Raw genomic sequence first — 23845 nt, forward strand, 5'->3', positions numbered from 1 at the left:
TCAGACTGCGGAATTTTGCTCCGCGACGGTCAGATCATCCGACCGATTCCGTGGGTATTTTGCCTCCGGGATTCACACTTCCGGGACATTCACACATCAGGGCGGGAAAACCGGCCGAAATGAACCCTGTCCTTGCGGGTCAGGCAAGAAGTTCAAGCAGTGTTGTGGACGACGTTCCATGCTGCAAAGACCCGTTCGCACCTAATGTGATCCAAGGTGGATGATTGCAATCGCGTCGCACGTAATCTGATCTCATTCGCATTTAATGTGAGTTTGGCACCCCGGATAGTCGCAGTTAATTCGAGCGAAAAGTCACGATGTTTGCAATCCAAACTCAGGATAATTGCAAGTCGTTACACATATGCATTCTCATGGACTTATAGCCCGAACTTAATGCGATCACCAATCCACCATCCCTTCGGACTTTGGATACCGGGTATCTCCTATCATGCGAGAAAAGGCGGAATGATTTCTGTTGACATTTTTGTATGCACATATATGCTTTATATGTGGATTTACTATGCGCAACGAGGCAATATGAGTGCTTTTCTTCCCGTTATTAGAGCGTAAAATATGAATATACATTACGGTACGTTTCAGGCACTCAAGAATGTAAGCCTCACGGTCGGATCGGGCGAGCATGTTGTGAGTTGCGGCCCGCCCGGATCCCCGATCTCTGCTCAGGAACTGACATTCAAAACCTTGGAAGTCGTCACAACCACCCGTGCCTTTTTCGAGGCATGGATCACGACCGCCGCCTTCTGTTTTGTCAAATGTTTTGGTTTGTCGATGCTTTTTGGTCGATTTGACCCCAATGGAGAATGATGATGACGGCGAATGACCAGACGGCTTGCAATCCTACACAAGGCCACATGATGAACATTGATATTCAAGATATCCGGAAAGGGGCAGAAAACCTTCTGCTGAACTGTGGTGAGGTCACCCAAGAAACAAGAGTTTTGATCATCAAGGAACCTGAGTGCGACAGCTATTACGATGAGCGATCTGTTGAAGAAGTTTCAAGAGTCGCGAAGCGTTTATGTAAGGAGGTCGAAGTCCTTGAGTTGCCATTTAATCCTGTCGTCACAGATCCAAGTCCAGCGCTCACCGAGAAGATGTCAAAGTTCGATCGTGTCATTTTCTTCGCGCGCCTGGGCGATCAACTTCGTTTTCGGCAGAGCGTGAAAGGGACGTTTTCGATCATGTCATATGCCCTGGACGGTCAGATGCTTGGATCCTCTTTTGGTCAGGCCAGTTATCGAGCATTCGAAAACCTGAGGGGCCTTGTAAATGACGCGTTTTCGAATGCGAGGGTGATACACGTCACCTGCGCCGAGGGTACAGATTTCAAAGGACCGGGCGCGAATTTCCCGGACGAAAGCGGTGAAACTACCGTAAAGCGGTTCCCGGTTTCTGTGTTCTCTCCGATCCCTCCGGTTGGTTTCACTGGTAAGGTCGCGCAAGTCGGGTTTTTGGTCGGGACTGGGTCGCAGGTTTACGATCCACCGGCATGTGAGATCAAAGACAAGATCTTTGTTCATTTCGACGGCCACCAGATTACAAAATTCGAAGGCAGCGACGAAGATGTGAAAGCGGTTGAAGGGCACTACGATCACGTAGCAAAGCTATTTGATCTGGAGCGCAACTACATCCATTCGTGGCACGCAGGTATTCATCCAGGGTGTGATTATGTCAACGAGGCCCGTGATTTTTTCGACCGCTGGAGCAACGGTGCATTTGGAAATCCGCGCGTTTTGCATTTCCATACCTGCGGAACGCATGCGCCCGGGGAAATTTCCCTGAATGTTATAGACCCCACCGTCAAACTTGATGGTGTCGCAGTGTGGGAAGACGGTGTTTTGCACCCAGAGCGCATAGAGGGCGGCAAAGAACTTTTGGATAGTGATCCCTACATCTCCAGGATCTTTTCCAGCCCAGCCCAAAAAGTGGGCCTGGGGCCCTCTGGAAAACTCGAGTACTGAGTTCCGTTCCTGTCTAACAGAACATTTTGGCCATTCGCTAAGAGAGGTCCATCGCTCTCATGATCAGGCCAGCATGCAATACGGTTAAAATGGATCTACTGCCCAATTTACTGTGACCAAGATTTCGAAAATGACAAGTTTTCTGTCCTGGGTTTAGCTTTGAATTTGCCGAAGTCATGCTTCTGAGAATTGAACTTTTCGGGGTGCTATCGGTCGATTAGCTAAGCAAACAAGTAATGAACGACGCGTTTGCCGTTTATCCTGATCAACTCATACCAGAGTGAACGTGGGCCATTTGATGCTTACCGATTTACCCTGTGAATGCACCAATATTTGGGCAAAAAATTGAGAGGCATCAATAATGACTATCAAGACACTGACAGAATGGGAAACGCTGGCTGCGACCCTAGCACCTCATCAACATGCTTTCATTGATGGCAAATTCGTTGACTCCGCATCCGGTAAAACATTTGACTGCGTGAACCCGGCTACCGGTAGCGTCATCTGCCAGATTGCAGAAGGTGATGCAGAAGATATTGACCTCGCCGTCGCAGCAGCAAGACTCGCATTCGAGAGCGGTGTTTGGTCCGGAATGACCCCGCGTGGTCGCAAAGAGATACTGCTGCGTCTGGCGGAATTGATCCTCGAAAATCAGGCAGAACTTGCCGCGCTGGAAACTCTTGATATGGGCAAGCCGATTGGCAACTCCTATAACATTGACATCCCCGGATCCGCCTATGTTTGGCAGTGGTACGCAGAAGCAATCGACAAAGTTTACGATGAAATCGCACCAACCGCCAAGGGTGATCTGGCCATGGTACGTCGTGAACCCTTGGGCGTGATTGGCTTAGTGACGCCATGGAATTCACCATTCAACATGGCGACATGGAAGGCGGCCCCTGCACTGGCGGCAGGGAACTCCATCGTACTTAAGCCCGCAGAACAATCGCCGCTCACTGCGCTAAAACTGGCAGAACTGGCGGCAGAAGCCGGCATTCCTGATGGTGTGTTCAATGTTGTCCCAGGCTTTGGACACACAGCAGGTAAAGCGCTTGGGCTTCATATGGATGTGGATTGCCTCGGCTTTACCGGGTCAACCGAAGTTGGCAAATATTTCTTTGAATACTCAGGTCAGTCGAACATGAAGCCCATCTGGGCGGAATGTGGCGGAAAAAGCCCGAACATCGTTTTTGCTGACGTTTCAGATTTGGATGCGGTTGCAGATATGGCCGCAGAGGGCGTGTTCTTCAATCAAGGCGAAATCTGTTCGGCCAATTCCCGGTTGCTGGTTGAACGCCCGCTTGTTGAACGTCTGACTGAGATGGTTGTCGAACGTGCCGCAAAACGCATGCCCGGCAATCCATTCGATCCTGCCACTAAAATGGGTGCGATTGTTGATTCACGCCAAACGGACCGCATCATGGAATACATCGAAACGGGTCGCAAAGAAGCAACGTTGAAATTCGGAGGCGAGAGGGTCAGCGTTGGCACTTCGGACAACTTTATCATGCCAACAATCTTTGCGGATGTAGACAATGATATGACCATCGCCCGCGAAGAGATTTTCGGCCCTGTTCTGGCGATCATTCCTTTTGACGATGAGAAAGAGGCAATAAGAATTGCCAACGATACAATCTATGGATTGTCTGCCTCGATCTGGACCAACGATCTGTCACGAGCGCACCGGCTTACCGACGCACTGCGCGCAGGAACCGTGTGTGTGAACACCGTTGATGCGTTGTCTGTTATGACGCCTTTTGGTGGCATCAAGCAATCCGGGAACGGGCGTGATTTGTCATTGCATGCCCTTGATAAGTACACGGCCCTGAAAACCGTTTGGGTCAAATACTGATAACAAGAACACAATACTTCAGGCCTGATCACTGTCCAACAGGGCGGCCATCATAACCACCAACCCACTAGAGGATATCCCAATGAGCGACAAAATTCTGATCACGACTGCCGACGGCAACGTAGGCAGCCACGTACTTGCGCAATTGCGCCAACAAAATGTTGACGTCGTTGCAGGGGTGTTCGAGGAAACGATTGATGGTGTCGAATCCAGAAAAATGGACTTTGCAAACCCAGAGTCACTCGAAAGTGCTCTGGAAGGAATTTCCAAAGTACTCATGGTCATTCCGACGGACCCTGACATGGTGCAGTGGGGCAAAAACTTTCTTGCCGCTGCCAATAAAAGCGACGTGACACATATTGTCCGGCTTAGCACGTCTCTTGCACGAAAAGATGCATCTTTGAAGGCTCCGGGCCTGTTAGGCGCAACCGATAATGACCTGCGGGCGTGTGGCATTGACTACACGATTGTTGCGCCGCAGTTCTTCATGCAGAACTTTTTCAACTTTTATGGCAATGACTACAATAACGGCACGATCTACCTGCCAGCAGCTGATGGCAAGATTGGCTGGGTGGACACCAACGATATCGCGGCTGTTATTGCGGCGGCTCTTCAAGAACCAGAAAAATACAAATCGCAAACGTTGACAATTACGGGTCGCGAAAACCTGTCATACGCGGATGCCGTCTCGACTATGAATGAAGTGTTGGGCAAGCAGTCACAATATGTAGCCGTGTCAGACGACGCTGCAGTTGAAGCAATGACCAACATGCAGTTTCCGCCGTTTATTGTCGACTTCATGCTCAGCCTGAACCAAGCGGTTGTGAAGGGTCACGCCGAAGAAGTGACGGACACTGTCGAGAAAGTGCTAGGTCGCCAACCCGTTACATTCAAGCAGTTCGTAGAGAACAACGCCGAACGCTGGGCCAGCTAAGGCCTTTGGCCTCGCTGTCTCAGGGTAACGTGGGCGCGGGGCACCAAATCAACTGGCTTGCCGGGAACAAATTGCTCTTCAAGCACCGCGTTCCGGCAAGTTCAAACCGCCAACATCTTCGGTATAGTGCTTCGTAAAATGCTTGATCCGAGTGTTTTCCGAAGCGCCTTGACGGGAATCTTGCATTCTGAGGGCCACAAGGCAGCACCATGAAAGCCAATGAACTTTACCCCGACCTGAAATCGCGAATAGTTGCCAAGGAAGGGCTGTTTCATGGCCTTATCGTTGCGATTGTTGTGGCCGTCGCTGCGGAATATTTAGCGCGGCAGTATGGCTCGCCCGCAATGCTGATGGCCTTGCTGCTGGGGATTGCACTTAATTTTCTGTCCGAGGAAGAAAGCTGTTCAGCCGGGATAACATTCGCGGCCAAAACGGTCCTTCGGATAGGTGTCGCACTTTTGGGGGCTCGTATCAGTTTTGGGCTACTGGCCGAAGTAGGTGCGTCAAACGTCATTTTGGTCTTAGCGGCCGTGGTGGTGACAATTCTTTTTGGTTTGCTCTTGGCCCGGCTTCTTGGTCGAGGTTGGCGGTTTGGGTTGCTGACCGGTGGATCAGTGGCGATCTGCGGTGCATCTGCAGCCGTTGCTATCGCCGCCGTTCTTCCAAGAAACGAGAACTCTGACCGAAATCTACTGTTCACCATTCTCTGCGTCACCGTCTTAAGTACTTTGGCAATGATTGCCTATCCGGTGATTGCCGATTTTATAGACCTCACCGATACCGAAACCGGGGTGTTTTTTGGCGGCACTATTCATGATGTCGCGCAGGTCGTTGGCGCAGGGTTCACCGTTTCTCAGGAAGCCGGCGAAACTGCGACACTGGTCAAACTGTTTCGGGTAACCCTTCTTGCCCCACTTGTTATCTTGATCTCGCTCGCGCAACGGGCTGGCAATGCAGAGCAATGGGGTGCCACGGATGAACGCCCCCCACTTATCCCCCACTTCCTTTTGGGGTTCCTGGCGCTTGCAACCTTGAATTCCTTTGATCTATTGCCGCTGTTGCTGGTGGAGCTTTTTTCCGACTTGTCGCGATGGTCACTTCTTGTTGCCATCGCGGCCGTGGGTATGAAGACGTCGATAAAGCCAATTTTGAGTGTCGGACACCAAGCCATCGGCATCATTGTCGCAGAAACCGCTCTCATCGCGATATTCGTCCTCGTCGGGCAAAGACTGATGGCCCAGTAGGTGCAGACAGCGTCTGATGTCGTATCCGTTTGGTCCGATAAGGTTCAAAGAAACCGAACTTGGGATAAGTGATATAGTAATTTCGCAGTCCGTAAGAATATGAAATTCACTATTCACAAGCTCATGAAAGCCAGCTGCGTCCAACCGCATGCGTGAAAATGTGGTGGCAAACACGCTGCAATTCTTAAGTGGAAAAGGAACTGTACCGCGCCTTTGCAGGACGCAGATCAATACTTTCGCTGAGCTGGAATGAGACGGAGGAATTGCAAGGTTTCAATCCGCCCGCATGACGAAAAATGACAATCAACACCTATTAGGAATTCGAACATGTCAATTAGGAAGATAGATACACTGGTTGTTGGTGCCGGGCAGGCAGGTATCGCCCTGAGCGAACATTTACGTAACAATGGTGTGCCACACCTTATTCTTGAAAAGAACCGCGTGGCCGAAGCATGGCGCACGGGTCGCTGGGATTCACTGGTTGCGAATGGGCCAGCTTGGCACGACCGTTTTCCCAACTTAGAGTTTGAAAGCCATGACCAAGATGCATTCGTCCCAAAAGAACAAGTCGCGGATTATCTGAACGACTATGCAAAGATGATCAAGGCGCCAGTCAGCACCGGAGTCGAGGTTATCAAGGCAGAACCGCTTTCGGGCAAAGAAGGTTACCGCGTTGAAACCTCTGACGGTGTGATCGAAGCAACCCGCATCGTGGCTGCTACAGGTGCATTTCAACAACCGGTCATTCCGCCAATTGTGCCCGAAGATTCTCCGGTTCATCAAATACATTCCTTCCATTATCGCAACCCAAAGCAATTGCCAGAAGGCGCCGTGATGGTTGTGGGTGCCGGGTCTTCCGGGGCACAGATTGCCGATGAATTGAACCGTGCCGGGCGCAAAGTGTTTTTGTCCGTGGGGCCACATGATCGCCCTCCACGGGCCTATCGTGGCCGTGACTTTTGCTGGTGGTTGGGTGTGCTTGGGCTTTGGGATGTGCCAGCGATGGAGCCGGGCAAAGAACATGTCACGATCTCGGTCAGTGGTGCTTATGGGGGCCAGACCATGGATTTCCGCCGTCTTGCAAATGAAGGAGTAACTCTACTTGGCATGTCCCAAACCCATGACGATGGAAAACTGACCTTTGCAGGTGATCTGAAAACCAACATCGCAAATGGTGACGCCAATTATCATCAGATGCTTGATGCGGCCGATGCCTATGTCAAAAGCACCGGGATTGACCTTCCGGAAGAACCCGATGCGCGCAAAGCGTGGCCAGAGCCTGAGTGCGTGACAACGCCGATCCGCGAGTTGGATTTTGTAGCCGAGGGGATCACGTCCATTGTCTGGGCCACGGGGTTCCGTCAGGATTTTTCTTGGATCAAGGCAGACACATTCGACGAAAGAGGCACGCCGATACATCAGCGCGGAGTGTCAACGGCGCCGGGAATCTATTTCCTTGGCCTGCCTTGGCAGTCGCGTCGTGGATCAACATTCATCTGGGGTGTTTGGCATGACGCCAAACACATCGCGGATCAAATTGCGACGAAGCGCCATTACCAGGCCTATGCCAGCATATCAGAGCGGGAACTGAATTCGCCTGAACTCCCTGTTGCCACATAAACGGTTCGCCAGATCGAGCACCCTACCCTTTCTGCAGAGCTGATCTCGAAAACAAAAAGACGGAGCGCCAAATGGCACATACTCGAATTCGGAAATTTAATACCAAGAAGACCTATCCCGAACAAAAACTCGACAATGATCTGTGTCAGGCAGTTGTCACAAGCGGTGGCAAGACCGTCTATTTGCGCGGTCAATGTCCCCAAAATTTGGACGATGCGAAGAATATCGAAAGCCATGATCCCGTAGAACAGACCCACAAGGTGATGCAAAACATCAAACAGCTTATTGAAGAGGCAGGTGGCGGCATGGAACATCTGGTGAAGGTGGTCGTCTATATTACCGATGTGCGCCACCGCGAAGATGTTTACCGCACAATGGGAGAATACATCAAAGGCGTTCATCCATGTTCTACAGGCCTCGTTGTACAAGCATTGGCCCGACCCGATTGGTTGGTCGAAATTGATGGCACCGCCGTTATTCCGGACTGATCTCTAAGCTAGACAAAATGCCATGCTCGCGGAAAACGTCGACCTGGCCACAACCAAATCATAGGAAGATATTATGACATTCTCGCTGGTTGCGCGCTGTGTGGACACAGGCATGTTCGGTTTGGCGGTTTCGTCGTCTTCTCCGGCTGTTGCGGCACGGTGCTCTTTTGCCCGGGCCGGAGTTGGAGCTGTAGCGACACAAAACGTCACCGACCCAAGTCTTGGCCCTCTTACGTTGGATCTGATGGAGGCGGGAATGACTGCCGAACAGGCTGTGGAGGAAGCAAAAGCCCGCAGTAGATTTACTGAATACAGGCAGATTCTGGCTGTGGATGCTGTGGGAAAAACCGCGATTCATTCCGGGCCGAAAAGCCTTGGCATCTGGACTCAGGCACGTGAGCAGAACGTGGCGTCGGGTGGCAACATGCTCAACAACGACGGCGTTCCGCAGGCAATTGTAGATGGGTTCCTTTCTTCTACAGGTCATATTGGTGATCGGTTGATAGCTGCAATGCGCGCGGGATTGGCCGCGGGCGGCGAAGCAGGGCCAGTCCACTCGGCCGGTATGAAAATCGTTGATAACGTAAGTTGGCCAATAGCCGACCTGCGCTGCGACTGGAACCAGGACACCTGCCCGATCGAAACCATTGCAACACTTTGGGAAATTTATAAACCACAGATGGACGCCTATACTCAACGTGCGCTCGATCCGCAGATGGCACCATCTTATGGCGTCCCGGGCGACAAGTGACCGCCGGCGGTCGCGATTGTTCAAACCGTATCAACACTTGTTAAGCCATTTTAATCTATAGTTAGCGACCGCGAGAGCAGTGGAGTTTAACAACCAGGACGCTGGTAAAAAGCGCCTTGTTCGGCCCGTCAATTTTGGTGTTAGTCCTTGCAAAGGACGGATTTGGTGCTACTTCGTTGACATGACTTTGCGTGTTACACTGAGGAAGCTCGAATATTTCGTTGCTGTGGGTGAGGCAGGATCGATTTCTGCTGCGGCAAGAAATCTGAACGCATCGTCGCCTTCCATATCGTCAGCCATTTCACAGCTGGAGGCAGATTTTGGTTTCCAACTTTTCGTACGCAAGCATGCTCACGGTTTATCGCTGACACAGGCAGGCAAACAGTTCATCGTGCCAGCCAAAGCGTTACTGACATCTGCAGTATCGCTGACGCATTTGGCGAGTGAGATTACTGGTAAAGTTCAGGGACCACTAACGATAGGCTGCCTTTTGACATTCGCACGTATTATCGTTCCGGGTTTACGTCGAGAATTTGAAGATCGATATCCAGATGTCAAAGTCAATCAGCTCGAACGTGACCAAATTGAACTCTTCAATATGCTCCGCGAAGCAGAGATTGATGTAGCGCTTACCTATGATTTAGATATTCCACCAGATTTGCAATTTGTACCCTTGGTTGAACTGCCACCCTTTGCGTTGACAAGTAAGACGCATCCTCTAGCAGAACGCGATACTGTGATGATCAAGGAACTTCATAAGTATCCAATGGTCTTGCACGATCTTCCATTGAGTATGGATTATTTTCTGTCGCTTTTTCACAATGCCAAAGTTAAACCTCTCGTTGCGGAACGTACAAGCGATATGGCCGTGATGCGCAGTCTTGTAGCAAACAATTTTGGGTATTCTATCGCTAATATTCGGCCTGTCCCTAATGTTGCATCCGACGGTCAAAGCCTGCGCTTCATACCGATTGTTGGGGATGTTAGGTCGCTCAATATGGGGCTTGTAACAAGTGAAAATGCTGAGAACGTTCTGACTTTGAAGGCATTCATTGACTATTGCCGTGAACATCTTACGGACCAAGTAATTCAACGATTAGTTGTATCCGAACCGAGCGGATAAAACTTGAAATGACGCAGACTCGGCTTTGACGTGAGTGTTCTGCACCAATCCAATCTTGAAATTTTTCCACTCTGGCCGACAGGCTTAAGGGTTTCGATTGTAAGCTTTGGTTTTCAGCGTTCCTAGTTCAAAAAACATGAACTAATGAATCGTTTTTTCATTGTTTCTCCGAAGGTTTCTTTGAAGGTAGGCTGTTTCAGAGCACGCAACGTGTTGGATGACAGAGGGGACCTGTATCCTTCCGCAAACATCCCAAGACTCCAGTACTTTGGTGAATATGTATTCCGAAGGTTGGAAAATATTGAATCCAGTCCGATCTCAAAAATGGGATCAAACATTAAGACATACTCCGTCGAAAAAGAGAGACGAGTCATAATCGGGAAGACGTCGCGTGATACTTTACTCACTCCCATTTAGTACCTACAGTGCCAAAATCCAGATGCAGTTGGATTTGAAGGGACTGAGCTACACACTAAAAGAACCACCAGGTGGGTACGGAACGCCCGAGTGGAAAAAGCTGGTGCCGCTTGGCACAATTCCCGGGCTTGTGGACGGCGACCTTTGTATTGGTGAGTCGGATGTAATCGCGAACTACATCGAAGATGCTTATCCCGAACACCCTTTGCTTTCGGCTGATCCGGTTCAGCGCGCCCGCCAAAGATTCCTGTGTCGTTATCACGACATGTGGTTAGAGCCCCACATTCGAGGCGTCTTCCCACACATCAACGAACAGACGCGCGACATGGGCGTTGTTGATGCGTCTCTGGATCAATTCCAAGCCTATCTGGATATGCTCGAGCGCCTCTTTGATCCAGATCCTTTTATGTGCGGAAAAGAGATTTCGTTGCCGGATCTGGCCTTTCCCGGAGCGTTCATCATGGCGGATCTTTTGATGCCGCTTTTCGGACGCGCACCTTCATACGGAGAAAAGGTTTCGGCATGGCGTGCGGCAGTTAACGCAGACCCGGTTATCGGCCGCATAAGCGAAAATGTCCGATCTGCAAATGTAGCTTGGCTACAGAGCATTTCGTGATGAAGCGCACTAAAGATTTCCACTCACTTCTTTCTTCAAAGGTAACAAAATGACCGAGGTTTGTCTTAGTGGCGTGTCGAAATCATATGGTGATTTTCAGGCCGTTGATAATCTAAATCTATCCTGTGAAAGCGGGCAGATGTTGGCGCTATTGGGTCCATCGGGATGCGGCAAGACAACCACATTGTCGATGATGGCGGGCATTAACGATATCACGGGTGGCAGCATTAAATTCGGGGATCGCGAAGTTTCACACCTCGGGCCGGGTGAGCGAAATATCGCGATGGTTTTTGAGGATTACGCCCTCTATCCGCATCTATCCGTCTTTGAAAACATAGCCTTCCCACTGCGCATTCGGGGGTTGCCTAACGCGGAAATCAAGGCGGCCGTCAACGAAATGCTAGATTTGCTGCATCTCAATGATTTGCGCAATATGAACGTCAAAAAGCTTAGTGGTGGCGCTCAACAGCGGATCGCAATTGGCCGTGCGTTGATCCGGGAGCCAGATGTCATCTTGTTTGATGAACCGCTCAGTCATCTGGATGCAGATCAGAAGATCCGACTTAGAACAGAAATTCGCCACCTGCAGCAGTCACAGAACCTAACATCTATTCTGGTCACCCATGATCAAACCGAAGCATTTGCCATGGCCGATAGCGTCGCTGTCATGAACCAAGGTGTGTTGCAGCAGCTTGGGTCCCCTCAAGAACTTTATGACAATCCAGCAAACACCTTTGTGGCGACCTTCATCGGGGAGCCGCCGATGAATTTGCTGGATGCAACGGTGACCGATCAAAACGGTGATCTGACGCTTCTTGGCAGCGGTTGGGCATCCCCGCTTAGCGCCGAGCTGACAAGGCTTTTGCGTCAAAGGGGCGAGATTGAAGTGGTTGCTGGATTGCGGCCTGAAAGAATGCGCATTGCCAACACCACCAAGGCTACCAAACCTCTAGGTGAATTTGAAGGAAGTGTTTTCTTTCGAGAACACCGAGGTGACACGAACATGATCGTGTTGGAAACTAAGTCACGCGAAATCGTAGCCGATCCGCTTCGGATATTTGCTGATCTGGATAACGGGACGTCGGCATCACTGCGTAAAGGCGATCACGTTCGACTGGCATTCAATCCTGATGATCTTTGCTTGTTCAGCAAGATTTCGGGTCAAAACCTCAACCGACTAAATTCAGATGCAGGGGGTCGATAGGTCAATGCTGGACATTAGATCTCTTACAAAAACTTTCGGCGATGAAATTGCGGTCAATGACATCGACCTGACGGTTCAGCCCGGCGAAATCCTTGCGATTACCGGCCCGTCAGGTGCCGGGAAAAGTACCCTTTGCCGGATGCTTTCTGGTGTAGAGACTGCCACCACTGGCTCGTTCAGCTTGGCGGGTGAGGATCTTACCCATTACGCAGCTAATCATCGCGATGTTGCGCATATGTTTGAATCCTACGCACTTTATCCGCATTTCAGCGTTTTCGACAACATCGCATTCCCTCTGAGGGCCCCCGGAAAAACTGGAAATCGTTCCGCATCGGATATTTCATCGCGCGTAACGGAATTGCTTGAGTTGACCGAAATTGCGCATCTGGGACACCGGAAACCAAGCGAACTGTCCGGTGGGCAAAAGCAGCGTGTCGCGCTATGCCGCGCACTGGTTCAGGATTCAGCACTTTATATTCTCGATGAACCCATCTCGCACCTAGATGCCAAACTGCGCAACCTCATACGGGGCGAAATTAGACGCCGTCAGAAAGCCAAAGACGTCCCAACGTTGTGGATATCCCCGGACGCGATGGAGGCTTTGGCGATTGGCGACAGAGTTGCCGTGATCATCGACGGTAAGATACAGCAATTGGCCACGCCGGAAGAAATCTATGCCACGCCTGCTACAACAGAAATTGCAAGATTGGTAGGTGATCCGGCGATGAATTTGCTTGAAGGCAAGATTGTACAGAACGCCGATAGCGTGGCTTTCGAATGGTGTGGCGGTCAGATCGAGTTGCCTACTTCCTTGGGCGCCAAATGCCTAAAGGACGTACCTGGGGGCATGGCCACATTGGGTGTGCGACCGGGCAGCTTGACCCTAGTCGACACGCAGAGCCAATCATCATCATTTGAAGCATCTGTGTATGCTTGGGAGCCATTTGGAAAATTTGCGGTCATTACCGCCGAAATTGAAGGTCTGCGGTTGCAGATCAAGACCAGCAAACCAGAACCATTTGCAGCGGGCGCACATGTGAGTGTCTCGGTCAACGCAGATGCCGTTTTGGTTTTCGATACAGAAAGTGACCAACTCATCGGTCACAGCGGATAAACCGCGTAGCAAAATCAAATTTGGGGAGTCAAGCTCATGCAATTAAATAGAAAAACTACCAGCATCTTAACGACAGGAATGACGGCAATTTTGTCAGCAACGCTTCTGGCGTCACCTGTGATGGGATGGTCGCTAAAAGAGGCGGCAGAACCCTACAATGGGACATCAATCCGGATTCTTGATGAGGTGACGCCACTTCAGGAGCAATTTGCCAAGTTGATTTCCGAATTTGAGGCAGAGACCGGCATCACTGTCCAATATGATCTGCTTAATCACTTTGAGACTTTAAACAAAGGTCAGGCGGATTTGTTGTCGGGTCGCGGTCAGTATGATGCCGTCATGAACCACGGGTTTCAACTGGGTGCTCTTTTGGATGCAGGCGTAGTCCGGCCAATTGACGATTTCATGGCTGATCCCGCTCTGTTCAACCCAGAACTGGATCTGCAAGATCTTAGCGATCCCGCATGGTCATCCTACGCGAAACACAACGGTGAAACCTTTGGTTTTCTCAGCTGGAACTACAATCTGGTTTACTGGAACCGCAAAGACCTGATGCAGCACCCAGATGAGCAAGCCGCGTTCAAAGCAAAATTCGGTTACGATCTGGCGGTGCCAGAAACGCTTGGCCAACTGCGTGATACCGCCGAGTTCTTTACACGCAAGGCCGGTGAAAAGCTTGCAGGTGAAACCATCGAAAACGACTTCTACGGAATTGTTCTTGAAGGCCTGAACGGCGGGACGACCTTTAACGGTGTTTGGAATGTCTTTGTCCGAAACTACGGCGGTGATTTCTTTGACGAGAACGGCGTCCCAACAGCGGATACGCCGGAAGTCATTGCTGGCCTGACGGCTTGGGCGGATCTTTGGCAGTACTCCCCTCCTGGTCAGGCTGAATATTCGCTGATCGACGTTCCGACGGTTATGGGCAACGGAATTGCGGCACAATCTTTGGCATGGTCCGATTTCGTTCTGGGCATCGACAACGAAGGCAAATCTGAATTTGCTGGTAAGTTTGGTTATGCTCCATCCCCCGGACGCGAAGGTGCAGAGCAATATTTTTCCGCGGGTGAGCCATCAGCCATTCAAATTTCCGCTCACTCGAAAAATCCGGAAGCAACCTACCTGTTTTTGCAATGGATGATCGAACACAGCACTCAGGACAAATTGTTGGCTTTAGGTGCCGGCATTCCTGTTCGGACAAGTGATTTCAGTTCAGACACGATTACCAAATCGGTTCGTGCCGAACTGTATCAGGCAATGGCCGGATCACTTGAAGGTATCCATGCACACCCAAAATTGTCTGACTTTCGGCAAATTACTGATGCCATGAACAGAACCTTACAGCAGATCGGCATCAAGGAACTTTCACCATCGGAAGGTGCAAAAGCGCTGCAGGCTGAGATCGAAGCAATCTGCAACCCTTGTAAGTAATCTGGCATAGACAATTGAGGTGAATCCGATGGTGGATGGAACTGTAATAAACAAAGGCGGAGCGAATTTGGCCTCCAAGAAATTGGGTGCCCGGCGAGACTATTCTGCATGGTATCCTTACTTGCTGATCGCCCCGTCGATGATTGCGATCTGCTTGGTCGCTCTGGTCCCATTCCTCTATGCGGTGTTCATCTCACTACATGAGACAAAATATGCACAAATCGGTGATTTCTCAGGTTTCGCGAACTACATTGAGCTTCTCAGTGACCCGCGGTTTTGGAACTGTATGTGGGTTGCATTTGTCTTCGTTGCAGTCGCAGTACCGCTTGAGTTCATGCTCGGATTGCTTGGCGCTGTCATGCTAAGCCAGCGGATTTACCTGCGTGATTTTCTGGTGCCGATGCTGTTCATTCCAACGATGATGGCCCCCATCATTGTTGCCTTGGTCTGGAAAATTATGTTTGCTGGATCGTGGGGATTAATCTCGACCACCATCTTTGAGCCATTAGGCATTCTTAGCGATACATCCCTATTTGCCTCGCCAAGTTTTGCCCTTATCGGGATCATATTTGTCGACGTCTGGGAATGGACGCCCTTTATGATGCTTGCGGCCTACGCCGGTATGCAATCACTTCCACCCAACCCACGTCGGGCAGCGGCTGTTGATGGCGCAAACTCGGTTCAGATCTTCTTCAAGATCACACTGCCGATGATGGCTCCATTGCTTTTTGTAATCGGATTGTTGCGTTTGATTGATGCCTTCAAAGTCTTCGACACGATCTTTCTGCTGACAAATGGCGGACCCGGATCCAGAACCGAAGCCCCCTCACTATTTGGATACAAAACAGTGTTCGAATTCTGGAATATTGGCGAAGCTGCCGCCCTCGCAGTGCTAATCTGGGTCGTCTTCTTCCTCTTTTGCAACGTTTTCTATCAGTACGCGAAGAAGAAACTCAATGCGTTTTGAACCTTATCAAACACAAGGAGCACCGTGCAAATGACTCGCGCTCAGACTTTTCGAAGCATCATCTTAACTTCAACAATCGTTTGCTACATGTTCTTGATATTGTTTCCGGTATTCTGGATGTGGAGTATGGCGTTCAAGCCAGATTCAGTGATGTTCGCGCGCCCCGCTGTTCTGACATTTACGCCAACTCTGGATCACTTCCGGTATCTGCTAGAGCATGACTTTCTCAAGTACCTCGGAAATTCGATTGCCGTCGCAGGCATCAGCACTTTACTTGTCATCGTGATCGGAACCCCCGCCGCCTACGCATTTTCGCGATACCAAATGTGGCGCCACGACGATCTGTTCTTGTTCATTCTTGCAACGCGTATGGCACCGCCGGTCTGTCTCGTCATTCCGTTCTTTCTGATCTATTCCAAGATCGGATTACTGGATACTCGAATTGGCCTGATCATAGCGTATCTGACATTCAACCTTTCATTCTATATCTGGGTACTAACCAGCTTTTGCCGTGATCTTCCCGTCGAACTGGAAGAAGCCGCGCGCACCGAAGGGTATAATTGGACACAAACGTTCTTGAAAATCCTGCTGCCACTTCTTCGCCCCGGAATTACAGCAACATCCGTTCTGTGTTTCATTTTCGCCTGGAATGAGTTCATGTTCGGTTTCCTGCTTGGCGGGAACGAAATCAAGACACTCCCAGTGGCGATTCCCGGTCTTATCACAACGCAAGGCGTGCGTTGGGGCGAGATGTCTGGGGTCGCGCTGTTGGGAACTTTGCCGGTGCTGCTGGTCGTCGTGTTTTTACAAAAACACATTGTCCGCGGCCTGACCTTGGGCGCTGTCAAGGGGTGATGTGAACTTGTGGTGCCCGCCAAGGCGGGCATCTTCACCAACATCAAATCGGCAGGAATGAAATCTTCTAAGCTACCAGCAGAATCTAGCCGGATGTTTCGAGTAATAAACCTGGAAATATGGAGTTTGATTTAAGCACAGCTCGAGAAATTGGCGCACTTTATCAGCAATTCAACTTCTTTCCCCCTTTCAATCAGATCCGCAGATATCCGGAAATTCTACCAGTACTGTCGAACTTGCATCAAAAGGGGGAAGTTTAGTCTTTAGGCAACCACAAAATCTTTGGTTGTGGTTTCAATAACTTCCCATGTACCGGCAAAGCCTGCACGCATGAAGAATGTGTCGCCAGCTTCATAACGATGCTCTTTGCCATCTTTATCAGTAATCACCGAGACACCGGACAGGATGTTGCAGTATTCCCATTTGTCGCAAGTCAGTTTCCACTTACCAGGAGTTGCTTCCCACACGCCACAAATCAGGTCGTCGGTCTTTTCTGTGATCCAGGCCGTGAAAGTAGGTGCACCTGAAATCACGTTTTCTGGATCAGGGGCACCTTTGGAACCTTCGCCTGTTGCTTTGTTAGTTTGGATAAGTTCTGACATGTGTAAATCCTTATGTCTTGAGGGTTGGGTAAAGTTCTGATTACGCAGATAAAATCAGCTATACTGCGCGATCAATTTTTCGGCGTTTCCGAATAGAATTTGTTCTTGTTCGACGTTGCTCAGCTCGGCGCTTTCTACAGCTTTTCGTGTATAATCCGTCGGGAAGAAGGGATAATCGGTGCCAAAAAAAATACGATCGGCACCAATCTTTTTGACGGCCAATTCAAGCGCACCAGTGCCCATCGACCCATTGTCGAAATACATCTGCCGCAGCAAGGAGCCAAAATCTGGGATGGCATCAGGTGTTCTAGTTTGCGCCACATGCTCCATCCGTTCGACAACAAATGGCAGCGTTCCTCCCAAATTGATCATCTGAAAAGTTACATTGCTGAGGCGTTTGATGTTCTCCGAGAACGCAAGCGTGACAACCACATGCGCGGCCTCGTTCTGAAGGTCCAGAACCGAAGCGCGGTACATTTGAGAGTCCGAATAGGTGACAACATCCTTCAACTCATCCGCATTTGGCCCGGGGTGAACCATAATGTGACAGCCAAGGTTGTCGGCTTCTTTGAAGATCGGCCAAAGGTGCATCATTTGGGCTTGAGTGCGCAGGTACCCCGCTGGCAGAATTACACCGATATGGCCAAGTTCTAGCCGTAACCGACGCAACTCAGCCACTGATGCGTCAACATCGGCAAGCGGCAAACCTGCGAGCGTTACAAAACGATCTGGATGCTGTCCGCGGATCTCTGCCAATGCATCGTTATACTGTGGAACAAATTCCCTAGCTTCTTTTGGCGGTAGAACGTCCAGCCCGATATTGGCAGGAAACGTGATCATTTGCGTCGAAATGTTCAACGCATCCATATATTCAAGCCGAGGCGTCAATGACGCATCCGTATGAGGGAACGCCATGCGCTTGGCAGCGGTAATCAGATCATATTGGCCTTCTGAAACCAACTCTAGACGCGGAACGCCTGCCCGTTCGCTCAGCTTTTGCACCACGCTGTCACCATGGTAATGCGAATGCATGTCGATGGCGGGGCTGCGCCACTTAGGTCTTTGCTGTGTTTCAGCCATTTCAAATACCGATGTCGACGCGAATTTCGCTTAGCTCCGACCCGCGAGGATGTGCTGCGATCATATCTTGTAATTCAGGTCGGTCCAGAAACACCATTCTGCCATCACGCCAGAAATCCATCCCATCAAACGATACGGTTTGGTCATAGATCGACCAACCAATTTCACCCGGTGGATAGTTTCCGCAGGTGTGAAAATGCAGCCGCCGTGGGCTTGAAAACGTCAGGTTTGTCCAACGCCACAAGTTATCTGTGGGCGCATCGGTGTAGTATGTGTGGCCATTTATCCCCGCGTGCCAAGAATGCACACAATCAGGGTCAATTCCCAACTCGCCAGAAACTCTCGCATAGTGCTCTTCAATTGTTTTGACGGCCTCGGGATCGCCCTCAAATCCGGCAATACGTCCATCACGAACATTGGCCACTACGGGATTTTTGAACAGAATGTAATCCGGATTATAAGTGCTGTTGCCGGATGCTGTCAGCCAATGGGACAAAACAACCTTCCCTGACATATCAGAACAACTGATTGGCCGGAAAATGCCGATGGGAAAGTTCAGCAAAGTGAACCCCGCCTTGGTGCCAGCAGCCGGTGGCTGATAGTCATGCGTACCGCTGACGTCAGTGCCTAGAGGGCAGGTGATCCGCCATTTTTTCACGCCGGCAATCGCGTCTTCCAGCTTACCAAGCATCGATTCCAGTAATTGATGAGGAACAGTACAGAAAGGAGAACCAAGATATTTAAGGTCCAACGCGTAACACATGGTCTTCGTGGACTTGCCGCTGATTTTTGTGAATCTAACCTGATCGCCAATGCGAGAGAAGAAGATCGCATGATCAGCCAAATTGATCGTTTCCATCATTTCATCGGTCAGATGTTCAGGACCTTTAAGCACACCCATTCTTGTTTTGGTCACAGTCGCCCCAAGAGCCTGTGCGACCTCAGCTACGAAATCAGGCGCCTCTTCATCATAATAGTTTACCCCCTCGGGTTCTTTGATGATGATGACACTGTCGCCATTCTTCACACCAATGCAGTTGATTAGAAGGTTCTCGGCACCAAGCCTTGGATTGTTTTCCTGCGGATTCATAGGGCCCTCCTTGATCTGGGCAAAATCGTCGTCAAATGCTCAATTTAGGAGGAGATTTGATGCGATCGATGATATTTTTTAATATCTATCGCAGAGGCATCTTCAGCAGCAATTACGAAGAACAACAGCATTGCTTCGCCTTTTCCGTGCATAGCCACAGCTCGTTGAAAGTCGCGAAACGGATCACGGTCCATTTAAAGAAATACGAAAATATGGGTGCAAAGATAGTGAAGTGCTGAGGCTTTTTAGATCAGTTCGAGCGCCCAAAGTTGTTCGATCTGATGGGATTAAGGCTTGTGGTTCTGCAGTTCACAATCAGCCAATCTGTGACGTGTTTCACGTCCTGAGTTCTGCCAAGATTCGATCCATCATAGCATCGCATGCGACTATCTGACCCAAAGAGACATATTCATCGGGCTTGTGCCCTTGTCCTTCCATGGAACCGGGACCGCAAACAATAGTGGGGATACCCAGTTGGTCAAAGAATCCAGCTTCGGTTCCAAATGCGACTTTAGTTGTTGTATCAGTCTGAGCCAGCCTTTGCGCCATCGCGACAACGGGCGCGGCTTCGGTAACATCAAGACCAGGATAGCAATTATACGGATCAATTTCGATCGCAGCTTCTGAGCTCGTCCGCCGATAGGATTGTTCTACACGTTCAGCCGTAGCCTTGATGCGGGATAAGATGTCCTCTGCACGATCTGCTGCAAGATGGCGATATTCAAAGATTATCTCGGCATGGTCCGGGACAATGTTCAGGGCCATGCCACCGTTCATCTTACCAACATGCACCGTTGAGTAAGGCACTGCATAACCAAGATCTCGTCCGCCACTTTTGGCCAGATCAGCCTGCAAATTTCGCAATTCGACAATGAAGTCCGACGCCATGTGCAGCGCGTTCACAAATTGGGGAGCAAGGGCCGAATGGCCGCTCTGACCGCGACAAACAGCACGCAGCGCAGCTTTTCCTTTGTGGCCAATAGCCACCTGCATCTCGGTTGGTTCCCCAACAAAGCACGCCCGAGGCGTGCCAAGCAAAGGTACAAGATGTTCCATCATATTGCGAATGCCCACGCATCCAATTTCTTCATCATAGGACAGTGAAATTTTCAGCGGCTCCTTCAAATCTGCCTGCGCAGACCGATCCGCCAGTGCAAGAACCGACGCGACATAGCCCTTCATATCCGTAGTACCCCGGCCATAGAGCTTGTCGCCGTCTTGCCTAAGCTGGAACGGATTACCGCTCCAACTTTGCCCTTCGACCGGTACAACATCAGTGTGCCCAGACAGCAATATCCCATCTCCAGCAGGGCCTTTTTCTGCGTAGATGCCCGCCTTTTGACCTGTCTCGTCAGGGATACGGTTAGTCGTAAATCCCCGGCCTTTCAGGAAGTTCTCTGCATACTCAATTAGGTCCAGATTGGATTTGGCGCTGACCGTGTCAAAACCAATCAGTTTATCCAGTATTTCTAATGTAGATGTCATTCGAGTCACCATTGCTACTGTAGTCTTTTAGGCGGCATGGCGGCGCTGTGCCGATGCCCTCTTTGTTTTGTGTTAGTTCACCAGCCGTGGCTGACTGGAAATGTACTCAATACGACGTGGCTCAATTCTATCGACAAAGAAACAGTGTGGTAAATTGGCTCGCACATATGCGATCAACCGATGATTTTCTGACGCGTTTACAGTCATGTCAGTCAACATAAAGAAATCTTTTCTGAATTACCGATTTGGGCAAATCAAACATCAGAACTTAAACGCCAAGCACTCTGGCGTTCACGCAACAATGGAAGAACTTAACGCCCAGAAACGCTCGACAAATGGCCTTCCGATTTCATCTGTGCGGTGAAGTCGGATAGAGACGTCGATTTCCTGATGCTCTTCGCTGATCTTGACCAATTTCCCGTCGGCCAACTCTTGCTTCACTGCCAGCCGTGGCATCCAGCATACTCCCAATCGCTGCAAGCAAGCGGCTTTCAACGCTTCGGCAATTGAGTTTTCGTATCTGAAATCCACCTCGAACGTGTTTTCATCCCTTTCCAGAATCATTTGCGTCGCCCTACCCAAAAAACTATCCGCTGGGTGCCTGAGATAGGGCACAGGTTCGTTCCCCGTCAGCGAAAAGCAAGGCACTTGATTACGATCCGCAGCGCTGACCGCGATGAGTACGTCTCTTTCGATGTTCACGTAAGGATGCGTCTTATTCTCCAACAAGCAAGGAACAGCAGGATGGTGATAGCTCAATACAAAATCGCTTGATCCAGATACCACGGCCTCGATGCAACCGGAAAAATCGTCTGCTGTTACCCTGCTACGGATTGTGCCGAATTTCTCTTCAAGCTGAGTTAACCATTGTGGAAAGAAAGAGATCGCCAAGGAATGCAGGGCATGGAACACTAAGATCTCATCGTTCTGTTTGGTTATTCCTTTTGCTTCCTGTCGGGCGTTTTCCATCGCTCTGATGATGTCATACGCCGTGGATTTGAACGACTCGCCTGCTTCGGTCAGTTTTACAGGGTGAACACTTCTATCAAAAAGCGGGGTGCCGATCCAGAACTCCAGGTTCTTGATACGTCGGGTAAATGCGGATTGGCTGATATTTCGTACGTCGGCGGCTTTGGCGAAAACCCTTGTCGATGACAGCGCAAGGAAGTCCTCCAGCAACGCAATTTCCATTCGTGATTTCCCTTACCGGTCGTTGCAGCACAATAGGAAGTCAGCGTTCGATGCAAACGTGTTGCAAGTTTTGCATCTTGCAAAGATTGCAATATGCAATCTTCCTTTGCAACCCACGGCTTTGCCTCCTGCGCTAGTAGCACCGGTATTCGCTTTCTGCTCCGACAAAAGCCCTCAAACCTGCAAACCCCGTGAAGTATCGATCTTCGTCCCTATCAAAATGAGACACAAATGCCCCGTACTGAAACCGATGACCTTGGCCAAATTGAAATCCCAGATAACGCGTTGTTTGGTTCGCAAACCCGGCGTGCGCAGATCAATTTCCCGATTACAGGCGTTCCGATCAGCCACTATCCAGAGGTTATTCGCGCTCTTGCTCTAGTGAAAAAGGCCAGCGCTAAAACCAACGCTCAGCTTGGCATTTTGGATCAATCAAAGTCGGACATCATTGCAGGTGTCTGTGATGAAATAATTGCGGGACAACACCATGACGAGTTTGTCGTCGATGTCATTCAGGGCGGTGCCGGAACATCAACCAACATGAACGCAAACGAGGTGATTGCAAACCTTGCCCTACGAAAGTTGGGTAAAAACTCAGGTGATTACAATTACTTCCACCCGAACGATGATGTCAATAAATCGCAATCCACCAATGACGTGTACCCGACTGCGATACGGCTCGCCGTTCTGTTCACCAACGATCATCTCACCAAAGCTATGCAAGGTTTGAGTACTTCGTTCTATGAACGCGCAGCGAAACTCGAAGGAATTGCCAAAATTGGTCGCACCCAGCTGCAAGATGCCGTCCCCATGACGTTAAGCGCTGAAATGTCATCCTTCGGATATACGATCAACGAGGACATTCAACGTGTGAAAGAGGCAGTGGATCTTTTGCGTGAGATAAACCTTGGCGGAACCGCAATCGGCACGATGATCAACACACCAGATGGGTATCAGGAACGCGTTGTTGCCAATCTTGTGGAAATTGCCGGCCTGCACCTCTCCCCCGCGGGCGATCTGATCGAGGCATCATCTGATTTGGGCGCATTCGTAATGTATTCCAGCACGTTGAAACGGATCGCCGTCAAGCTTTCGAAGATATGCAATGATCTAAGGTTGCTCAGCAGTGGTCCCCGCGCAGGTATTGGCGAAATTAGATTGCCATCCGTGCAAGCAGGGTCGTCAATCATGCCCGGTAAGATCAACCCTGTCATACCAGAAATGGTAAATCAGGTTTGTTATCAAGCAATTGGTAATGACCTTATAGTCACGATGGCCGCGGAATCCGGCCAATTGCAGCTAAATGCGATGGAGCCAATCATCATCCACAAGGTTCTTGAAACAGCCAAGACGCTGACTGCTGCCATTCAGCAATTAACAAGCCTTTGCGTTGACGGGTTGGAAGCAGATGAAGATCGGTGCCGTACGCTTCTGGCAAACAGCCTCGCGCTTGCCACATCTCTGGCCCCGGTCATCGGGTATGAATTAGCGTCAAAAACAGCGAAACTTGCACAGAACGAAGGAATGAGCGTCGCTGAAGCGGCGTCGCAAATGGGCCTTCTCACAAACCCACAGGTGTGCGTGGCACTAGGTGTAAACAAGGTCAAACAACAGGCTCAAGTACGTTAACTATTTATGGTGTTTCGCTGCAACCGCACGACGCCGACGCCACCTCTGCCGACAACGGATTAACAGCCATGCCAATAGTTACCAGCTAACTGATAGCCATATTTAGTCCATGAAAGAAGACGGTACTCAAATTACTTCTCCCGCGACGTTGTTGCATGGATCGCCGAACC

The 23845-nt window shown here is 50.1% G+C and carries 22 protein-coding genes; 17 read left to right on the forward strand and 5 right to left on the reverse strand.

Annotated features, from left to right (window positions below):
- Positions 1-70: 70 nt before the first annotated feature.
- The 16 genes from AC2FIP_RS17795 (at position 71) to AC2FIP_RS17870 (ending at position 16598) form a co-directional block, all read left to right on the forward strand.
- Positions 71-205 carry an SEC-C metal-binding domain-containing protein gene (locus tag AC2FIP_RS17795; RefSeq protein WP_496787631.1) on the forward strand — a complete coding sequence of 45 codons (135 nt, stop codon included), beginning with the start codon at positions 71-73 and terminating at the stop codon, positions 203-205.
- Between the two features lie 368 nt (positions 206-573).
- A complete protein-coding gene (locus tag AC2FIP_RS17800) occupies positions 574-825 on the forward strand; it encodes a hypothetical protein (RefSeq protein ID WP_496787519.1) in 252 nt (83 codons plus the stop codon).
- Positions 826-827: 2 nt separating this feature from the next.
- Positions 828-1982, forward strand: coding sequence for a hypothetical protein (locus AC2FIP_RS17805; protein ID WP_496787520.1), 1155 nt, complete (start codon positions 828-830; stop codon positions 1980-1982).
- Positions 1983-2343: 361 nt separating this feature from the next.
- A complete protein-coding gene (locus AC2FIP_RS17810) occupies positions 2344-3834 on the forward strand; it encodes an aldehyde dehydrogenase (RefSeq protein ID WP_496787521.1) in 1491 nt (496 codons plus the stop codon).
- 82 nt (positions 3835-3916) lie between these two features.
- On the forward strand, positions 3917-4768 hold the full coding sequence (locus tag AC2FIP_RS17815) for an NmrA family NAD(P)-binding protein (protein ID WP_496787522.1): 852 nt from the start codon (positions 3917-3919) through the stop codon (positions 4766-4768).
- Positions 4769-4977: 209 nt separating this feature from the next.
- Positions 4978-6012 carry a YeiH family protein gene (locus AC2FIP_RS17820; protein ID WP_496774843.1) on the forward strand — a complete coding sequence of 345 codons (1035 nt, stop codon included), beginning with the start codon at positions 4978-4980 and terminating at the stop codon, positions 6010-6012.
- Between the two features lie 327 nt (positions 6013-6339).
- Positions 6340-7632 (forward strand): flavin-containing monooxygenase, encoded by a 1293-nt coding sequence (locus AC2FIP_RS17825; RefSeq protein ID WP_496774842.1) that lies wholly within the window; start codon positions 6340-6342, stop codon positions 7630-7632.
- A 71-nt stretch (positions 7633-7703) separates the two neighbouring features.
- Positions 7704-8120, forward strand: coding sequence for a RidA family protein (locus tag AC2FIP_RS17830; protein WP_496774841.1), 417 nt, complete (start codon positions 7704-7706; stop codon positions 8118-8120).
- Positions 8121-8193: 73 nt separating this feature from the next.
- Positions 8194-8871: a DUF1028 domain-containing protein gene (locus tag AC2FIP_RS17835; protein WP_496774840.1), complete on the forward strand. Its 678-nt coding sequence runs from the start codon at positions 8194-8196 to the stop codon at positions 8869-8871.
- A gap of 181 nt (positions 8872-9052) precedes the next feature.
- Positions 9053-9994: a LysR substrate-binding domain-containing protein gene (locus AC2FIP_RS17840; RefSeq protein WP_496787523.1), complete on the forward strand. Its 942-nt coding sequence runs from the start codon at positions 9053-9055 to the stop codon at positions 9992-9994.
- A gap of 391 nt (positions 9995-10385) precedes the next feature.
- The gene (locus AC2FIP_RS17845; RefSeq protein ID WP_496787525.1) at positions 10386-11027 is read left to right on the forward strand and encodes a glutathione S-transferase family protein; all 642 of its coding nucleotides are present in this window, start codon (positions 10386-10388) and stop codon (positions 11025-11027) included.
- Positions 11028-11076: 49 nt separating this feature from the next.
- Positions 11077-12231, forward strand: a complete 1155-nt coding sequence (locus tag AC2FIP_RS17850) for an ABC transporter ATP-binding protein (protein ID WP_496787526.1) — start codon at positions 11077-11079, stop codon at positions 12229-12231.
- A gap of 4 nt (positions 12232-12235) precedes the next feature.
- Positions 12236-13345 (forward strand): ABC transporter ATP-binding protein, encoded by a 1110-nt coding sequence (locus AC2FIP_RS17855; protein WP_496787528.1) that lies wholly within the window; start codon positions 12236-12238, stop codon positions 13343-13345.
- Positions 13346-13435: 90 nt separating this feature from the next.
- The gene (locus AC2FIP_RS17860; RefSeq protein ID WP_496787529.1) at positions 13436-14776 is read left to right on the forward strand and encodes an ABC transporter substrate-binding protein; all 1341 of its coding nucleotides are present in this window, start codon (positions 13436-13438) and stop codon (positions 14774-14776) included.
- Between the two features lie 28 nt (positions 14777-14804).
- Positions 14805-15743, forward strand: coding sequence for a carbohydrate ABC transporter permease (locus AC2FIP_RS17865; RefSeq protein ID WP_496787633.1), 939 nt, complete (start codon positions 14805-14807; stop codon positions 15741-15743).
- 126 nt (positions 15744-15869) lie between these two features.
- A complete protein-coding gene (locus tag AC2FIP_RS17870; protein WP_496787530.1) occupies positions 15870-16598 on the forward strand; it encodes a carbohydrate ABC transporter permease in 729 nt (242 codons plus the stop codon).
- 263 nt (positions 16599-16861) lie between these two features.
- Here the strand turns inward: AC2FIP_RS17870 and AC2FIP_RS17875 are convergent, their stop codons facing one another.
- The 5 genes from AC2FIP_RS17875 to AC2FIP_RS17895 form a co-directional block, all read right to left on the reverse strand.
- Positions 16862-17200, reverse strand: a complete 339-nt coding sequence (locus tag AC2FIP_RS17875; protein ID WP_496787531.1) for a cupin domain-containing protein — start codon at positions 17198-17200, stop codon at positions 16862-16864.
- 54 nt (positions 17201-17254) lie between these two features.
- Positions 17255-18280 (reverse strand): amidohydrolase family protein, encoded by a 1026-nt coding sequence (locus AC2FIP_RS17880; protein ID WP_496787533.1) that lies wholly within the window; start codon positions 18278-18280, stop codon positions 17255-17257.
- A 1-nt stretch (position 18281) separates the two neighbouring features.
- Positions 18282-19370, reverse strand: a complete 1089-nt coding sequence (locus AC2FIP_RS17885) for a hypothetical protein (protein WP_496787534.1) — start codon at positions 19368-19370, stop codon at positions 18282-18284.
- A 336-nt stretch (positions 19371-19706) separates the two neighbouring features.
- Positions 19707-20855, reverse strand: coding sequence for an acetylornithine deacetylase (argE, locus tag AC2FIP_RS17890; protein ID WP_496774822.1), 1149 nt, complete (start codon positions 20853-20855; stop codon positions 19707-19709).
- Positions 20856-21146: 291 nt separating this feature from the next.
- Positions 21147-22046, reverse strand: a complete 900-nt coding sequence (locus AC2FIP_RS17895) for a LysR family transcriptional regulator (RefSeq protein WP_496774821.1) — start codon at positions 22044-22046, stop codon at positions 21147-21149.
- A 231-nt stretch (positions 22047-22277) separates the two neighbouring features.
- Here AC2FIP_RS17895 and AC2FIP_RS17900 point away from each other — a divergent pair, with 231 nt between their 5' ends.
- Positions 22278-23675 (forward strand): aspartate ammonia-lyase, encoded by a 1398-nt coding sequence (locus AC2FIP_RS17900; RefSeq protein ID WP_496774820.1) that lies wholly within the window; start codon positions 22278-22280, stop codon positions 23673-23675.
- Positions 23676-23845 lie beyond the last annotated feature (170 nt).

This window comes from Ruegeria sp. CDSB114, assembly GCF_059611025.1.

What these genes read in the sequence shown, in the direction of transcription:
- AC2FIP_RS17850 (WP_496787526.1), top strand. Translation starts at nt 11,077, where the DNA reads ATGACCGAGGTTTGTCTTAGTGGCGTGTCGAAATCATATGGTGATTTT.
- AC2FIP_RS17805 (WP_496787520.1), top strand. Translation starts at nt 828, where the DNA reads ATGACGGCGAATGACCAGACGGCTTGCAATCCTACACAAGGCCACATG.
- AC2FIP_RS17895 (WP_496774821.1), bottom strand. Translation starts at nt 22,046, where the DNA reads ATGGAAATTGCGTTGCTGGAGGACTTCCTTGCGCTGTCATCGACAAGG.
- AC2FIP_RS17825 (WP_496774842.1), top strand. Translation starts at nt 6,340, where the DNA reads ATGTCAATTAGGAAGATAGATACACTGGTTGTTGGTGCCGGGCAGGCA.
- AC2FIP_RS17900 (WP_496774820.1), top strand. Translation starts at nt 22,278, where the DNA reads ATGCCCCGTACTGAAACCGATGACCTTGGCCAAATTGAAATCCCAGAT.
- AC2FIP_RS17840 (WP_496787523.1), top strand. Translation starts at nt 9,053, where the DNA reads ATGACTTTGCGTGTTACACTGAGGAAGCTCGAATATTTCGTTGCTGTG.
- AC2FIP_RS17830 (WP_496774841.1), top strand. Translation starts at nt 7,704, where the DNA reads ATGGCACATACTCGAATTCGGAAATTTAATACCAAGAAGACCTATCCC.
- AC2FIP_RS17870 (WP_496787530.1), top strand. Translation starts at nt 15,870, where the DNA reads ATGGCGTTCAAGCCAGATTCAGTGATGTTCGCGCGCCCCGCTGTTCTG.
- AC2FIP_RS17855 (WP_496787528.1), top strand. Translation starts at nt 12,236, where the DNA reads ATGCTGGACATTAGATCTCTTACAAAAACTTTCGGCGATGAAATTGCG.
- AC2FIP_RS17815 (WP_496787522.1), top strand. Translation starts at nt 3,917, where the DNA reads ATGAGCGACAAAATTCTGATCACGACTGCCGACGGCAACGTAGGCAGC.
- AC2FIP_RS17875 (WP_496787531.1), bottom strand. Translation starts at nt 17,200, where the DNA reads ATGTCAGAACTTATCCAAACTAACAAAGCAACAGGCGAAGGTTCCAAA.
- argE (WP_496774822.1), bottom strand. Translation starts at nt 20,855, where the DNA reads ATGACATCTACATTAGAAATACTGGATAAACTGATTGGTTTTGACACG.
- AC2FIP_RS17865 (WP_496787633.1), top strand. Translation starts at nt 14,805, where the DNA reads ATGGTGGATGGAACTGTAATAAACAAAGGCGGAGCGAATTTGGCCTCC.
- AC2FIP_RS17810 (WP_496787521.1), top strand. Translation starts at nt 2,344, where the DNA reads ATGACTATCAAGACACTGACAGAATGGGAAACGCTGGCTGCGACCCTA.
- AC2FIP_RS17880 (WP_496787533.1), bottom strand. Translation starts at nt 18,280, where the DNA reads ATGGCTGAAACACAGCAAAGACCTAAGTGGCGCAGCCCCGCCATCGAC.
- AC2FIP_RS17800 (WP_496787519.1), top strand. Translation starts at nt 574, where the DNA reads ATGAATATACATTACGGTACGTTTCAGGCACTCAAGAATGTAAGCCTC.
- AC2FIP_RS17835 (WP_496774840.1), top strand. Translation starts at nt 8,194, where the DNA reads ATGACATTCTCGCTGGTTGCGCGCTGTGTGGACACAGGCATGTTCGGT.
- AC2FIP_RS17885 (WP_496787534.1), bottom strand. Translation starts at nt 19,370, where the DNA reads ATGAATCCGCAGGAAAACAATCCAAGGCTTGGTGCCGAGAACCTTCTA.
- AC2FIP_RS17820 (WP_496774843.1), top strand. Translation starts at nt 4,978, where the DNA reads ATGAAAGCCAATGAACTTTACCCCGACCTGAAATCGCGAATAGTTGCC.